This is a genomic window from Klebsiella sp. B345 (genome assembly GCF_051131735.1).
Lineage (GTDB): Bacteria > Pseudomonadota > Gammaproteobacteria > Enterobacterales > Enterobacteriaceae > Klebsiella.
Genome location: NZ_CP180443.1, coordinates 3,165,416 through 3,179,517, shown reverse-complemented (window position 1 = coordinate 3,179,517; position 14,102 = coordinate 3,165,416). Strand labels below are relative to the sequence as shown.

The following is a 14,102-nucleotide window of genomic DNA, read 5'->3' as shown; positions in this document are numbered from 1 at the left end:
AAAAGAAAGGCCGGAAGATCCGGCCTGATATTAAGAGAGGGGAAACTACAGCAGGCGGCGAGCCGCTTCCACCACGATTTTTACCGCGTGGCTTTCGGTTTTCTTCATGGTTTCGGCATTCGGAATTTCCTGCTGGGTACGGTTCACGATAACCCCAGCCACCATCCCGGCACGCAGCCCCTGGCTGGCGCACATGGTCAGCAGCGTCGCCGATTCCATTTCGTAGTTCATCACGCCCATTGACTGCCACTCTTCCATCGAGCCTTTGAAGCGGTTGACGACGCGACCAGAGAAAGTGTCGTAACGCTCCTGGCCCGGGTAGAAGGTGTCAGATGATGCCGTCACGCCAATATGCGTGGTCGCGCCGATTGATTTCGCCGCGTCAACCAGCGCGGTGGTGCACGCAAAGTCAGCCACCGCCGGGTATTCCATTGGTGCAAAGTGCAGGCTCGCGCCGTCAAGGCGCACGGATGCCGTAGTCACCAGCACGTCGCCAACATTGATGTGCGGCTGGATTGCACCGGTGGTGCCAATACGCAGGAAAGTACGAACCCCCAGCTGAGCCAGTTCTTCAACGGCGATGGAGGTGGACGGGCCACCGATACCGGTGGAGCATACGATGACCGGCTTGCCATCGAGCTCGGCACGCCAGGAGGTAAATTCGCGATGAGATGCCAGCTTGACCGGCTTATCCATCAGCGCGGCGATCTTTTCCACACGCTCCGGATCGCCAGGGACGATAGCCAGCGTAGCCCCTTGTAAATCGTTTTTGGTGAGGCCGAGATGAAAAACATCAGACTTAGACATAAAAAACTCCTCTGTGGGTCGAATTATCAGCAGAAGCAAAACGGTACTTTACAGAAGCTATCTGCATAGTTTTGTGATGCCAATCACTACAGATGAAAATCATTGCAATGATTTTCCATTAAAAAGTGATAAACATCACATTAACAAGTTATATTCACCGTGCCTGAACAAAAGATAGCCTGTTTAAGGCAGTGTGATTGGTTAACGTCTGGTCGATAACGTCTATACCCGTCATGCTTCAAGCTGCAAAGGTGTTGGCTGCCCCCGCGCACCCCAGTCACTTACCTGTGTAAGCTCCTGGGGATTTACGGCCTTGCCGCCTTTATGCAACTTGCCGTATTTAGGGTCTATAGTTATCGGTGCGCTAATAATTAAAGGGTACGGAGAATACCATGACCACAACCAAGCAACCTGGCTTTGCGCCTGCAGCCACGCCGCACGCTTCTACCGCTGTTCATACCTCAGAGGAGAGCATTATCACCGGCGAAACATCGATCCCGACTCAGGGAGAGAATATGCCGGCGTACCACGCTCGTCCGAAAAACGTTGATGGCCTACTACCGGTCGTTATCGTTGTGCAGGAAATTTTCGGCGTTCATGAACATATCCGCGACATTTGCCGCCGCCTGGCACAGGAAGGATATCTGGCGATCGCACCAGAACTCTACTTCCGCCAGGGCGATCCCAATGATTACACCGATATCCCCACGCTGTTCCAGGAACTGGTCAGCAAAGTGCCAGATGCTCAGGTACTGGCAGATCTCGACCATGTTGCCAGCTGGGCCGCGCGTCACGAGGGCGATGCCCATCGGCTGTTGATTACCGGTTTCTGCTGGGGTGGTCGTATCACCTGGTTGTATGCTGCACACAATCCGCAGCTGAAAGCGGCGGTGGCCTGGTACGGGAAACTGGTGGGCCAGAAAACCCTGAACACGCCAAATTATCCGGTGGATATCGCGGTCGATCTCAACGCGCCGGTTCTGGGCCTGTACGGCGCTAAAGATGCCAGCATTCCGCAGGATACGGTGGAAACCATGCGTCAGGCGCTACGTGCCGCCAACGCCAAAGCGGAGATCATCGTCTACCCGGAAGCCGATCACGCCTTTAACGCCGATTATCGTGCCAGCTACCATGAAGAGTCAGCCAAAGACGGCTGGCAGCGCATGCTGGCATGGTTTGCCCAGTACGGTGGCAAACGCGCTTAAGCCGCTACCGGTTGCCGATATGGTGGTGAATCATATCGGCAATCGTCCCATCATCGAGCCACCTTACCAGGCAATCACGGATAAAAGCGTAGTGCTGGAGCCGGGTGCGCGGTACGCAAATCGCCTGCTGTATCTGACTGAAGCTATCGGGCAGTACGCGAAGCTGCGGGTATTGCTGCGCCACGCTGCAGAGCGGCTGACGAATGCCGGCGACCATATCCCCCTCACCGTCGATAAACGCGCGGATCGCCTCCTGGGACGTGGCGTACTGCCGCATCGTCGCCTGTTTTAAGGTTCGAATCAGATACAGCTCATAGGCAGCCCCTTTGCCGACATTAATCGTCACCCCAGACTTGTCCATTTCTTGCACAGAGCGAATCTCATTGTCATCTCGGACCATCAGGGTGCTTTCAATGGTGATATAGGGCTGGGTGAAGCACAGCACGTTTTCCCGGGCGGGGTCTATCGCCAGGAAGGCAATATCCCACTGGTCCTGCAGGGCGGCTTCCACCACTTTCCCGGCCGTGGGCCAGGTGATAAACCGCGCCTCGCGGCCGCATTCAGCGGCCAGCTTTTTGGCGAGGGCGACGGAGATCCCACCCGGAGTGTTATCTGGCAATACGGTGGCGAGAACCGGGTTCCCGAGATTAATAGCAAAACGTAAAGTGCCCGTTGAGTCGTCGTGCCCGGTCATCGTTCGCTCCCGGAAATGATTGGCTTCTGTGGTGCCGCTAAGCGTAGCCCAGCCGGGAAGATTTCGCAGGCTCGATGCCGGACTTTTTCCGTCGCGCTGGGGCTACGACCCGCAACATTTTTTGTACTTTCGACCGCTCCCGCACGGGCAAGGGTCGTTGCGCTTCGCCGCCGTCGGCGCCTGCTGCGCCTCGCGTGCCAGCCACTGCGCGATCGCTGATGGCGGGTAACCATTTTCCTGCAGCTGCTGCCAGACGTTCATATACGGAGTGATATGTTTGAAAAAGTGCTTATAGCCCGCACACAGGTAGTTGTGACCCGGATGGCCACCCGGCGAGACCGCGAACCGATGTTTCGGGCAGCCGCCGTGGCACACCGGACGAAATTCGCAACGGCGGCAGTCTGCAGTTAAGCGCGCTTCTTTAGCCTGCCCGAAGGCAATTGCCTGTTCGCTATGGTTAAGCTCATGGATGGTCTGCTGATGAATATTGCCCAGCTTATGTTCCGGGTAGACAAAATGGTCGCAGTTATAGAGATCGCCATTTGATTCGAGGGCGAAAGCGTGGCCGCAGGTTGCCGAATGGACACAAAGCACTGGCGGTTGTCCGGTCCAGGCCGCCATAGCCACATCGAACATCTGCACAGAGACACGTTCAACATCACGCCGGACCCACAGATCGAAAATCTGGCAGAGGAAGTCGCCAAACTGCCACGACGATACGGTCCACGGGGCAAGCCTTGCCGCGCTTTCGCCGGGCAGCACCAGTTGCAGCGCCGACGAAGCATCATTGCTCAGACGCTCAACCAGAGGAATAAACTGAATATAGCGCGAGCCTGCCGCGACCAGGAATTCATACACCTCCAGGGCATGCTCAACGTTGTGTTTGCCGACGACGGTTAAGGTATTAAATTCAACGTGATGAGCTTTGAGCAGCGACATCGCCGCCATGACACGATCGTGGGTTCCCTTTCCGGCCCGGTTCACACGATACTGGTTATGCAGCGGCGCGGGGCCATCTATCGACAGGCCAATCAAAAAACGATGTTCGGCAAAAAAACGTGCCCATGCATCATCCAACAGGATCCCGTTGGTCTGCAGCGCGTGCGTTATCTTTTTCCCGTTGGCATATTTGTCGCACAACGCGATGACGCGGCGGAAAAATGCCAACCCCATCATGGTCGGCTCACCGCCCTGCCAGGCAAAGGTCACGTTATCTCCCGACTGGGCGTCAATATGCTGACAAATATAGCGTTCCAGGGTCTCGTCAGACATCTGCCAGCGTGTATTACGCTCGGGATACAGCGCCTCTTTCTCCAGATAGAAGCAGTAAGTACAATCGATATTACAGACCGATCCCGTGGGCTTCGCCATCACGTGGCATCCGGTGATTGTCATCGCAAATCTATCCTTATTATTACAGCCTGAGCAAAGCCGGAAGCACCAGTGACAGAGCGACCAGGCTCAGGATGATGCTCAGCAGTCGCTTAATCAACAGCGAAGAATGGGTGGTCAGCTCGCGCTCCATGAGCGCCTGTTTTTGTCGGCAATAAGAGACCACCATCAGCACCACTGCCAGGGCAGCGGCGACGCCGCCAAGGGCAACCACCGCCATCTCGCCACGGGAAAACCCGCCGCGCGCCGCGGCCAGCGCGAGGAGCAACACGCAAAAAGTGGTTCTTTGCCAGGAGAGCGCGGTGCGCTCCGGCTGAAGTCCTGGGTCACGGGGCCGAGGTGTTATCGTCATCGCAGTAACAGCACCGCATGCATCAGTAAGATGGCGATCGCCAGCCCGCTACTGAGCCAGATAAGCATTCTGGGATAGGCTAAATCAGCGCCGGTACGCATCGCGCGTTCGTTGCCGGCCCAGCGTCGATACGCGTACCAGGCCAGTATCGCCGCCGTGAGGCTTAAGCCGCTGACCAGTAGCTCACGGGCATGCGCGGGGGCGAAGTTTGTCGCCAGTTGGTCGATGCCAATCGCCGCCGCCATAAAGGCCAGCGCGGTGCGGATCCAGGCAAGGAACGTCCGCTCATTCGCCAGCGAAAAACGATAATCCGGCGCCTTCCCCTGACTTAGCCATTTCATCGGCTGTTCTCGACAATATACTGGTAGCAGCTGGCAATATGCCTTGCGATGCCAAACTCCACCAGCTCGCCCCGGTCGTTATAGCCTTTACGGGTTTTCACCAGCAGCGGCTCCGAGGCGCTAATCTGCAGAATGGTGCAGTCGCTTTCCGTCGGCAGCTCTGCGGTAATCACATCCTGAAAGCTTTCAATATTTTCGTTATTTTTCTCCAGCATGCTGTACAAACCGCCGTCGAAGGTTTCCAGCGTCAATGTCCCCAGTCGCGGGGTCAGCCAGATATAGTTCACCTGAGCAGGCAGCTCATTTTGCCGGAAGATAGTGCGGGTCAGACGATAGATCATGGCGTCAGACGCCAGGCCAAACTCACGTGCGATCGGCTCAGGCGGCAGCAGTTGCTCCAGCTTCAGGTTATTACGCGAGATAGGATGTTGCTGCTGCCCATCCACTAAGCGAATGCGGGTTTTGACTCCCTGCTTCTCAGAGGTGCTGATCACCATCGTACCGATACCCGCCTGGCGCTTCACCAGCCCTTTCGCGACCAGTTCAGCCAGCGCACGGCGCGCGGTGATCCGGCTGACGCCAAACAGCTCTTCAAACTCCGCTTCCGTGGGCAGCACATCATTTTTTTTGTAGGTGCCGGTTTTCAGCCTCTCCAGCAGGATGTCGTATAGCTGGGCGTATAAAGGTTTCGCGCCCCGGGAATAATCCAGCTCTTCTTTCATCTACTTCTACTCCTTTTTCCCCGGCCGTCGCCGGGGATACCACTCAGTCCAGTCGCATTTCTAACGCCATCTTATAGTACACGCTCTGATGCTGCTCCTGCGGAACCTGGTTATGCACGAAGGCCCACAGATTTTCCCGATCCCAGTCGGCCCGGCAGGCCGCCTGTAGCTTCTGTGCCAAATCGCTCTGCCCGCTCCCTTCCAGATGCTGCAGCAGCGCAAACAGGCCGTAACGGACCTGCGGCGCAAACCCGGACAGCTCGGGCAGGATATTCGGGTCCAGCCCCAGCAGCGCCGCCGGTGACCCGCTCAATCCATAGCGCGGATAAAGCTCAGCTGGGGCATCGCTATCCCGCATCATCGCAATCATTTGCTCACTCAGCTGCTGCGCCACGCTTTCGTCACGACATTGCGTTAGCTGCACCGGGTCCGATACCCTGTCATACAGACGGTGACCAAAGCGATCGGCCCCTCTGGTCATCACCGACTCCGCCGGGATCTTCATCACCGGGCAGCCCTTGGTGAAAGAGAATGGTGGATGCAGCGTCGTCTTTTCAAGCTCCTGCGGCGTAAAACGACGATTGATACGGGTCGGCATCAGCGTGTACTCATACAGGCCATCAATACCCTGCTCCACGGGCGAGCGCATATAGACATAGCGGCCATCGGTAATGTTGATATGACAGCCATGGTAGCCAAACAGCGCGTAGTCCCGCACCGGCGTATCGTCGAGCAGCGTCGGAAGTAATGAGCGGCCCTGCATATCCGCCGGTTTATCCAGCCCGAAGTAATCCAGCAGCGTCGCCGGAAGATCGATGGTTTGTGCCAGCGACTGCCGCGATTCTCCTGCACCACCGCAATGGGGATGCCAGATAAAGCAGGGAATATTCGCCACTTCGTTATACAGCGGCATAATATTTTTACCCCACCACTCATGCTCACCAAGCAAAAAGCCGTGGTCGGTATTGACGATAAGCAAGGTGTCCTGCCAAAGATCGTAACGATCCATATAATCCAGCACCTTGCCGACATAGGCGTCTACCATGGTCAGAAGCGCCATATAATACTTCTGGATCAGGCTTTTGCGCTCATCGTTTTCGGTCACAAAGTAGTAAGGCGGCCAGCCGTCAAACTGTGAAGGATCGTCGATCCCGTACATTTTCAGGTATTTTTCCGGCACGAAAAACGGCTCGTGCGGATCGAAACATTCCAGCTGCAGGAACCAGTTATCGCTGGCATGGTTGGTCTCAAGAAACTCGAGCCCCTTGCCGATCGTCCGGGCCAGATGATGATCCTCTTCATTCTGCATAAACTGGACGTTGATCTGATGCTGGACCCGGCTGGCAATTCGCCGCTGCTTGATCTCGCTTGGTTCACCGGACTCATACCGATATTCTGGTTTTTCCACGACACCTTTCCAGGCGTCGCCTTCCTGACCACGCACAAACTCAAAGGTGCTGTAGCGCGAATGATAGGTCGCGCCACCATCGCGCCAGTAATGCTTATGGTCGGTGACCAGATGGCTATGGATACCGTTTTTCTTCAGTATTTCCGGGACGGAATCATCAAACGGCTCCAGCGGCGACCAGCCACGGTGCAAAAAATTATAGCGCCCGGTATGCAGTTCGCGCCGGGCCGGCATGCAGGGCATACTCCCGACAAAGAAATTATCAAAACGTACCGTGCGTTCCCGCAGACGCTGAAAATTCGGCGTGATGGCGCGATCGCTGCCGTAAGCCGACAGCAACTGCTTATTCAGTGAATCGAACATCAACATTATGGCTTTCATGCTTTACTCCTTTACCTCTCTCACACCGTTTCTTTGTCGTAACCACGGATTTTGCCGACGATATACGTCAACACAAAAGCGGCGGTACAACCGGTCAACCACGCCATGATGTACTGCAAATATTTACCGTCGGCGATCAACGGCAGCGCGGACAGCCCGGCGGCGCCAATACCGTTGGTCGTGACACCCAATAGCACCACCATCACGCCGCCAAATCCCGCCCCGATCGAGCCGGTGATAAAAGCAAAGCCAGCGGGAATGTTAACGCCGAAAATTGTTGGCTCGCCGACGGCCAGAATGGAGGTAGGAATGGCGCCTTTGGCTATTTTCTTCATGACCGGATCGCGGGTCAGCATCAGTACCGCTGTCGCCGCCCCCACCATCCCGGCATTGGACATAATCTGGATCGCGAACAGCGGTGCATGGCCGGTGGCATTAATCATTTCGATATGGACCGGAAACAGGCCATGATGCAGGCCCAGCGAAATTAAGAACGGAAAGAGCGCCGAGAGCACAAAGCCTGCGGCAATGCCGCCACCGGAAAGCAGGCCGTTCAGCCCATGCAGAATACCGTCGGAGATGATTCCGGCCACCGGCATAATGACGAACAACAGCGCTGCTGCCATCACCACCACCACAATCGTCGGCGTCACCACCACATCGACAATATCCGGCACGATCCGCCGCACCCGTTTTTCCAGCAGGCACATCAGCCAGGCGCAGAAAATCACGCCAATCAGCCCACCCTGGCCCGGCACCAGCCCAAAGGCGGTCAGCTGCGGCAGTATCGTCACGCCCCCTAACAGGCCACCCATGATCGCATTACCGCCAAACTCTTTTGCCGCCGACATACCGGTATAAATTGCGAGGAAGCCAAATAGCGCTTTCGAGACAATATCGAGAAACTGACTGAGGCCAAGCAGGTGCCGCTGATCGAGCACCAGCTGGGTCGGCGAGAGATCGCCCAGCGCGACAACGTGATTCGCCAGGGCCCAGGAGGCCGCCGAATTCACAATGACGTTATTGATGCCCATCAGAATACCGGCAGCGATCAACGACGGCAGAATGGGAACGAAAATATTGGCAATGTGTTTAAGAATGATTTTGGTCCGGGTCTGCTTTTTGGCTTTTTCCCGCGCCAGAGTGGCCTTTTGTTCCACTTCGCTCAGCGTGGCCCCACCGGACTGAGCCTCACCGACGGGCTGTTTCTTCAACATGTCGTTAATCACATCTGCGACTTTTGTCGACTTGCCCGGCCCGACAATCACCTGCAAGGTGTCGTCTTCCACCACCCCCAGCACGCCGTCGATACTTTTCAGCGCCGCGATATCAACCTGCGACCGATCGCCGATAGTCATCCGTACCCGGGTCATACAGTTGGTGACATGTTGTAAATTCAACAGGCCACCGCAGTGCTTCACAATTGCGCTTCCTACCTGGTTGTAGTCCATACAGACGTTCCTTTTATTATTTTGGCGTCAATTGTTATAACAATATAATGATATCACATTTGTGAGTGAACTCATAAAACGACCTGTCGTTTATCCGAATTTGTGGAGAGGGGTAAGCGCGGGGAAAATAAGAAAAAAGCAAAAAAAAGAGGAGGCACAGGGCCTCCTCTGGGGGGAGATGAGCTGAGGTGATTACGCCTGACGCAGGTTCTGCGCGGCTTTCACCATGTTAGCCAGCGCCGCGCGGGTTTCCGGCCAGCCGCGGGTTTTCAGGCCGCAGTCCGGGTTGACCCACAGACGTTCTGCCGGAATACGCTGCGCCGCTTTCTCCAGCAACGCTTCGATCCACTCTACGCTGGGGACGTTCGGCGAGTGAATGTCATACACCCCCGGCCCGATTTCGTTCGGGTATTCGAACTCTTCAAACGACTCCAGCAGCTCCATATCAGAACGTGACGTCTCAATGGTGATCACGTCCGCGTCCAGGGCGGCGATGGAATCCATGATGTCGTTGAACTCGCAGTAACACATGTGGGTGTGGATCTGGGTATCATCCTGCGCTACCGCAGCATTGATGCGGAACGCTTCGACGCCCCACTGCAGATAGGCATCCCAGTCGCTGCGTTTGAGCGGCAGACCTTCGCGCAGCGCCGGCTCATCAATCTGGATGATGCCGATACCGGCGGCTTCCAGATCCGCCACTTCGTCACGCAGCGCCAGCGCAATCTGTTTGGCGATGGTTTCACGGCTGACATCTTCACGCGGGAAGGACCAACACAAAATGGTCACCGGACCGGTCAGCATGCCCTTCACCGGTTTGTCAGTCAGCGATTGCGCATACTTCGCCCACTCCACGGTAATGGCTTCTGGGCGGCTGACATCCCCGATCACCACCGGCGGCTTCACGCAGCGGGAACCGTAGCTCTGTACCCAGCCGTTCTGGGTGAAGATAAAGCCGTCCAGGTGTTCACCGAAGTACTCCACCATGTCATTGCGCTCGGCTTCGCCGTGCACCAACACGTCCAGCCCCAGGCGCTCCTGCTCAACGATCGCCTGCTTAATATGTTCGGCAATCCCGGTACGGTAGTTGCCAGCATCCAGATTGCCTTTTTTGAAGTCCAGACGCAGGCTGCGGATCTCGGTCGTCTGCGGGAAGGAGCCGATGGTGGTGGTTGGCCACGCCGGCAGGTTGAAGCGAGCGCGCTGTGCTTCGGCACGCTCAGCGTACGGGCTGTTGCGCTGGCTGTCCTTAGCGGTAATGGCCGCCAGACGTTTTTCTACCGCCGCGTTATGAACCCGGGTCGAGTGACCACGGGCCTGAATCGGCGCGCTCCACGCCTCCAGCGCGGTCGTATCACCGCTGTTCAGGGCATCACGCAGCAGGGACAGCTCTTCACATTTTTGCAGTGCGAAGGCAAACCAGCTTTTCACTTCCGCATCGAGGCGAGTTTCAACGCTCAGGTCGATCGGGCTGTGCAGCAGGGAGCAGGAAGAGGCAATCCACAGCGGGCGTTTGCCGACGATATCTTTGATCTGCGCGTACTTCTCCGTCAGGTCGGCGCGCCAGACGTTGCGACCGTTGATCAGACCCGCAGAGAGCAGCCAGTCAGCTGGCAGACGCTGGTGCAGCGCCGCCACTTCATCTTTACCGTGCACCAGGTCAACGTGCAGGCCCTGGACCGCCAGCTCGGTAATCGTCCCGAGGTTCGCGGTAATGCCTTCAAAGTAGGTGGTCAGCAGCAGCTTAACCTGGCCTGAGAGCGCGTCATACGCTGGCTTGAACGCGTCGAGCCACGCCTGCGGCAGCTCCAGCACCAGCGCCGGTTCATCAATCTGTACCCACTCAATGCCGCGTTTTGCCAGCTCCGCCAGCACCTGTTGGTACACCGGCAGAATGTCGTTCAACAGGGTCAGGTGGTCAAACTGCTCGCCTTTCACTTTGCCGAGCCACAGATACGTCACCGGGCCAAGCAGTACCGGTTTCACCTTGTGACCGAGCGCCAGCGCTTCGTCCACCTCATCCAGCAGCTGCGTCCAGGTCAGCGCAAATGACTGACCTTTGCTGAATTCCGGCACCATGTAGTGGTAGTTGGTGTTAAACCATTTGGTCATTTCTGCCGCTGCCGCCGGTTCACCGGTTGGCGCGCGACCACGGCCAATGCGGAACAGCGTATCGATATCGACGGATCCGTCTTTGTTCTGATGACGAGCCGGCACGTTACCCAGCAACAGGCTGGTGGTCAGAACATGGTCGTACCAGGCGAAATCCCCGACCGGCAGCAGATCGACGCCCGCCTGCTTCTGCTGATCCCAATGACGGGCGCGCAGCTCGCGACCCACTGCCAACAACGCTTCACGGGTCGAATTACCCGCCCAGTAGCTCTCTTGTGCTTTTTTCAGCTCGCGACGAAGGCCAACGCGAGGGAAACCGAGGGTGTGATTAATAATTGTCATTTTTAAAACCTCAATATTTTGAATCCGAAGAAAAACGCTAAATATTTCGTCTTGCAGGAAGGCGGCAACAATGCGCATCCCCAGGAGCTTACTGAAGTAAGTGACTGGGGTAAGCGAGGCAGCCAACGCATCTGCAAGTCGAAATATGACGAGTTTAGACGTCCAGATGTTTACACATCCATAATTGAAGGTTACTGTATCTTCCTCAAGCGCAACATTTTCATGCCGAAGTGAAGGACTTTCATGATCGAAATTAAACACCTGAAAACGCTACAGGCGTTGCGGAACAGCGGGTCGCTGGCAGGCGCTGCGGCGGCCCTGCATCAAACCCAGTCCGCCCTGTCCCACCAGTTCAGCGATCTGGAACAACGCCTTGGCTTCCGCCTGTTTGTGCGTAAAAGTCAGCCCCTGCGCTTTACGCCGCAGGGAGAAATCCTGCTGCAGCTAGCAAACCAGGTGCTGCCGCAAATCACTCGCGCGCTGCAGGATTGCCACGAGCCGCTGCAAACACGCCTGCGCATCGCCATCGAGTGCCATAGCTGTATTCAGTGGCTCACCCCGGCGCTGGAGAATTTCCGCGCCCGCTGGCCACAGGTCGAAGTGGATTTCCATTCTGGCGTCACCTTCGACCCTCAGCCGGCCCTCCAGCAAAGCGAGCTGGATCTGGTGATGACCTCCGATATTCTGCCGCGCAGCGGCCTGCACTATTCACCGATGTTTGATTATGAAGTGCGTCTGGTCCTCGCGCCGGAGCATCCGCTGGCAGCGAAAACCCGTATTTCACCGGAAGACCTGGCGACAGAGCTGCTACTGATTTATCCGGTTCAGCGTGGTCGTCTGGATATCTGGCGCCATTTCCTGCAGCCGGCCGGGATCAGCCCGCAGTTGAAGAGCGTCGACAATACGCTGCTGTTGATTCAGATGGTTGCTGCACGCATGGGCATCGCTGCCCTGCCGCACTGGGTGGTAGAAAGTTTTGAGCGCCAGGGTCTGGTGGTCACCAAAACCCTGGGCGAAGGACTGTGGAGCCGACTGTACGCCGCGGTGCGCGACGGCGAGCAGCGTCAGCCGGTGACCGAAGCGTTTATTCGCTCAGCGCGGAACCACGCTTGCGATCATTTGCCGTTTGTCCGGAGTGCGGAGCGACCCAACGGCGATGGACCCACAGTGAGGCCAGGATCACCAGAGCCCCAATAATAAAGCTCGGCCAGTGAGGCTGCTCCTGCCAGATGGCGAGGTTAACCAGCAGCCCGGCCGGCACATGCACGTTGTTCATAATGCCCAACGTGCCAGCATCCACCTGCGTCGCCCCGTAGTTCCACATAAAGTAGCCAAGTCCCGACGCCACCACGCCCAACCACACCAGAACGCCCCACTGTAGCGTCGTGGTGGGCAGCCGTTGCGGGTTGCCGAGCATCAGCCAGGCCGCCACCGCCACCAGCAAGGCGCCCATATAGAACCAGGCAAAGGCGTTATGCTGCGGCATCGGACGCAGCTCCATCAGCCGCTTATAGCCTACCATGCCGATAGCAAAGCTGAGGTTCGACAGCTGGACCAGCAGCAGACCGGTCCAGAAATGATCGCTCACTTTGTCATAGCGAATAATCGCCGCGCCCAGCACCGCCAGCCCGGCGCTCAGCAGGTATCCCCAGCGTAGCTTACGCCCGCTGATCAGATCATAAATCAGCGTGATATAGAGCGGCGTGAAGACGGTAAACAGCAGAAATTCAGAAACCGTCAGGTACACATAGGCGCGGAAGGCCAGCAGATACATGATGCCCAGCTGCATCGCGCCGACCAACATGTAGAGCACAATGGTCCGCGGCGATTGCCCACGGGCACGCAGAAACGGCAGGAACACCAGCGCCGCCAGCCCGACACGCATCAGCACGGAGAAGTAGCTATCGACGCTACCCGCCAGGTATTCGCCTATCAGGCTAAAGGAAAAGGCCCACAGGATAGTGGTGATAATCAGTAGCGCCACAATGAATGTCTCTCAGGAAGAAGAGCACTCATTGTAGCGGAGAGTTCGGTTGACAACTGAACAATAAACGAACAGTCGTCAGTCCTTATCAGGCGAGGTAGAGATTGCGCAGGTAGTGCGGCACCGCGTCGTCGGCGTTGCTGCCGATCACGTCCAGCTCCGGATGCAGATCTTTCAGCCGCTGGTGGGCATTCATCATGATGCAGCCTTTGCCAGCCATCGACAGCATTTCCGCATCGTTCATGCCATCGCCAAAGGCGATGCAGTCTTTCAGATGGTAGCCAAGCATTTTGGCGACCGCTTCCAGCGCATGCCCCTTCGACACGCCGCCGGCCATCACTTCCAGACAGGTCAGGGTCGAGAAGCTGACGTTGACGCGATCGCCCCAGCGCGCATTGATCGCCTGCTCCAGCGGCAGCAGGTGCTCGTGATCTTCGCAGGTGAAGAACACTTTGCTAATCCCTTGTGAATCGAGTTCTCCCGCTTCATACAGCTTGTAGTTGAAGACCGCTTCTTTGAAAAAGCGCATCTCTTCCGGACGATGGCGGTTCATATACCACTCATCTTCACGGTAGACGTTGGTCACCACTTTCGGGTCGTTACGCATCATCTCAAACAGATCGGCCGCGATATCGCGGTCAAGGTTATGCGCAAAGATCTGCTGCCCGTCGCTATCGTGCACGCGCGCGCCGTTGGAGGTGATCATGTAGGATTTAATACCGAGATTATCGCGAATCTGCCCGACATCGATGTAATGGCGACCGGTAGCGAAGACAAAATTGATACCGCGCGCGGTCAACAGCTGCAGCGTCTCTTTTGCGTAGGGGGTTAAGTAGTGATCGGGAGAAAGCAGCGTGCCATCTAAATCAGATGCAACAACCTGGTACATAAAAATTTTAACCTCTAAGCAG

At 56.6% G+C, this 14,102-nt stretch carries 13 protein-coding genes; 2 read left to right on the top strand and 11 right to left on the bottom strand.

Annotation, left to right across the window (positions count from 1 at the left end):
- Window positions 1-45: 45 nt before the first annotated feature.
- Window positions 46-807 (bottom strand): uridine phosphorylase, encoded by a 762-nt coding sequence (gene udp / locus ACMYSO_RS14955; protein WP_434586871.1) that lies wholly within the window; start codon window positions 805-807, stop codon window positions 46-48.
- Window positions 808-1,199: 392 nt separating this feature from the next.
- Between udp and ACMYSO_RS14950 the strand changes: the two genes are divergently transcribed.
- Complete coding sequence (locus tag ACMYSO_RS14950) at window positions 1,200-2,012, top strand: dienelactone hydrolase family protein (RefSeq protein ID WP_434586872.1); 813 nt, start codon at window positions 1,200-1,202, stop codon at window positions 2,010-2,012.
- 4 nt (window positions 2,013-2,016) lie between these two features.
- On the opposite strand, the gene ACMYSO_RS14945 is transcribed toward ACMYSO_RS14950, so the two are convergent.
- The 8 genes from ACMYSO_RS14945 to metE form a co-directional block, all read right to left on the bottom strand.
- Window positions 2,017-2,706, bottom strand: coding sequence for a transporter substrate-binding domain-containing protein (locus ACMYSO_RS14945; protein WP_434665567.1), 690 nt, complete (start codon window positions 2,704-2,706; stop codon window positions 2,017-2,019).
- A gap of 102 nt (window positions 2,707-2,808) precedes the next feature.
- Window positions 2,809-4,101, bottom strand: a complete 1,293-nt coding sequence (locus tag ACMYSO_RS14940; protein WP_434665565.1) for an anaerobic sulfatase maturase — start codon at window positions 4,099-4,101, stop codon at window positions 2,809-2,811.
- A 19-nt stretch (window positions 4,102-4,120) separates the two neighbouring features.
- Window positions 4,121-4,450, bottom strand: coding sequence for a DUF202 domain-containing protein (locus ACMYSO_RS14935; protein ID WP_434665562.1), 330 nt, complete (start codon window positions 4,448-4,450; stop codon window positions 4,121-4,123).
- A complete protein-coding gene (locus ACMYSO_RS14930) occupies window positions 4,447-4,791 on the bottom strand; it encodes a YidH family protein (RefSeq protein ID WP_434665559.1) in 345 nt (114 codons plus the stop codon). The genes ACMYSO_RS14935 and ACMYSO_RS14930 overlap by 4 nt, the downstream gene beginning before the upstream one ends.
- Window positions 4,788-5,513: a GntR family transcriptional regulator gene (locus tag ACMYSO_RS14925; RefSeq protein WP_434665556.1), complete on the bottom strand. Its 726-nt coding sequence runs from the start codon at window positions 5,511-5,513 to the stop codon at window positions 4,788-4,790. Before ACMYSO_RS14925 ends, ACMYSO_RS14930 begins: the two co-directional genes overlap by 4 nt.
- 43 nt (window positions 5,514-5,556) lie before the next feature.
- Window positions 5,557-7,302, bottom strand: a complete 1,746-nt coding sequence (locus ACMYSO_RS14920; protein ID WP_434665553.1) for a sulfatase — start codon at window positions 7,300-7,302, stop codon at window positions 5,557-5,559.
- A 20-nt stretch (window positions 7,303-7,322) separates the two neighbouring features.
- Complete coding sequence (locus tag ACMYSO_RS14915) at window positions 7,323-8,753, bottom strand: PTS transporter subunit EIIC (RefSeq protein WP_434665550.1); 1,431 nt, start codon at window positions 8,751-8,753, stop codon at window positions 7,323-7,325.
- A gap of 192 nt (window positions 8,754-8,945) precedes the next feature.
- Window positions 8,946-11,207 (bottom strand): 5-methyltetrahydropteroyltriglutamate--homocysteine S-methyltransferase, encoded by a 2,262-nt coding sequence (gene metE / locus ACMYSO_RS14910; RefSeq protein ID WP_434665548.1) that lies wholly within the window; start codon window positions 11,205-11,207, stop codon window positions 8,946-8,948.
- Between the two features lie 243 nt (window positions 11,208-11,450).
- On the opposite strand from metE, the gene metR reads away from it, so the two are divergent.
- Complete coding sequence (gene metR, locus ACMYSO_RS14905) at window positions 11,451-12,404, top strand: HTH-type transcriptional regulator MetR (RefSeq protein WP_123758097.1); 954 nt, start codon at window positions 11,451-11,453, stop codon at window positions 12,402-12,404.
- Here the strand turns inward: metR and ACMYSO_RS14900 are convergent.
- Entirely contained in the window at window positions 12,292-13,191 is a 900-nt protein-coding gene (locus ACMYSO_RS14900) for a carboxylate/amino acid/amine transporter (protein ID WP_434665545.1), read from the bottom strand. The genes metR and ACMYSO_RS14900 overlap by 113 nt on opposite strands.
- An 88-nt stretch (window positions 13,192-13,279) precedes the next feature.
- Window positions 13,280-14,080: a sugar/pyridoxal phosphate phosphatase YigL gene (gene yigL / locus ACMYSO_RS14895; protein WP_434665542.1), complete on the bottom strand. Its 801-nt coding sequence runs from the start codon at window positions 14,078-14,080 to the stop codon at window positions 13,280-13,282.
- Window positions 14,081-14,102 lie beyond the last annotated feature (22 nt).

What these genes read in the sequence shown, in the direction of transcription:
- ACMYSO_RS14930 (WP_434665559.1), bottom strand. Translation starts at nt 4,791, where the DNA reads ATGAAATGGCTAAGTCAGGGGAAGGCGCCGGATTATCGTTTTTCGCTG.
- ACMYSO_RS14925 (WP_434665556.1), bottom strand. Translation starts at nt 5,513, where the DNA reads ATGAAAGAAGAGCTGGATTATTCCCGGGGCGCGAAACCTTTATACGCC.
- ACMYSO_RS14915 (WP_434665550.1), bottom strand. Translation starts at nt 8,753, where the DNA reads ATGGACTACAACCAGGTAGGAAGCGCAATTGTGAAGCACTGCGGTGGC.
- metE (WP_434665548.1), bottom strand. Translation starts at nt 11,207, where the DNA reads ATGACAATTATTAATCACACCCTCGGTTTCCCTCGCGTTGGCCTTCGT.
- yigL (WP_434665542.1), bottom strand. Translation starts at nt 14,080, where the DNA reads ATGTACCAGGTTGTTGCATCTGATTTAGATGGCACGCTGCTTTCTCCC.
- metR (WP_123758097.1), top strand. Translation starts at nt 11,451, where the DNA reads ATGATCGAAATTAAACACCTGAAAACGCTACAGGCGTTGCGGAACAGC.
- ACMYSO_RS14935 (WP_434665562.1), bottom strand. Translation starts at nt 4,450, where the DNA reads ATGACGATAACACCTCGGCCCCGTGACCCAGGACTTCAGCCGGAGCGC.
- ACMYSO_RS14945 (WP_434665567.1), bottom strand. Translation starts at nt 2,706, where the DNA reads ATGACCGGGCACGACGACTCAACGGGCACTTTACGTTTTGCTATTAAT.
- ACMYSO_RS14950 (WP_434586872.1), top strand. Translation starts at nt 1,200, where the DNA reads ATGACCACAACCAAGCAACCTGGCTTTGCGCCTGCAGCCACGCCGCAC.
- ACMYSO_RS14920 (WP_434665553.1), bottom strand. Translation starts at nt 7,302, where the DNA reads ATGAAAGCCATAATGTTGATGTTCGATTCACTGAATAAGCAGTTGCTG.
- udp (WP_434586871.1), bottom strand. Translation starts at nt 807, where the DNA reads ATGTCTAAGTCTGATGTTTTTCATCTCGGCCTCACCAAAAACGATTTA.
- ACMYSO_RS14940 (WP_434665565.1), bottom strand. Translation starts at nt 4,101, where the DNA reads ATGACAATCACCGGATGCCACGTGATGGCGAAGCCCACGGGATCGGTC.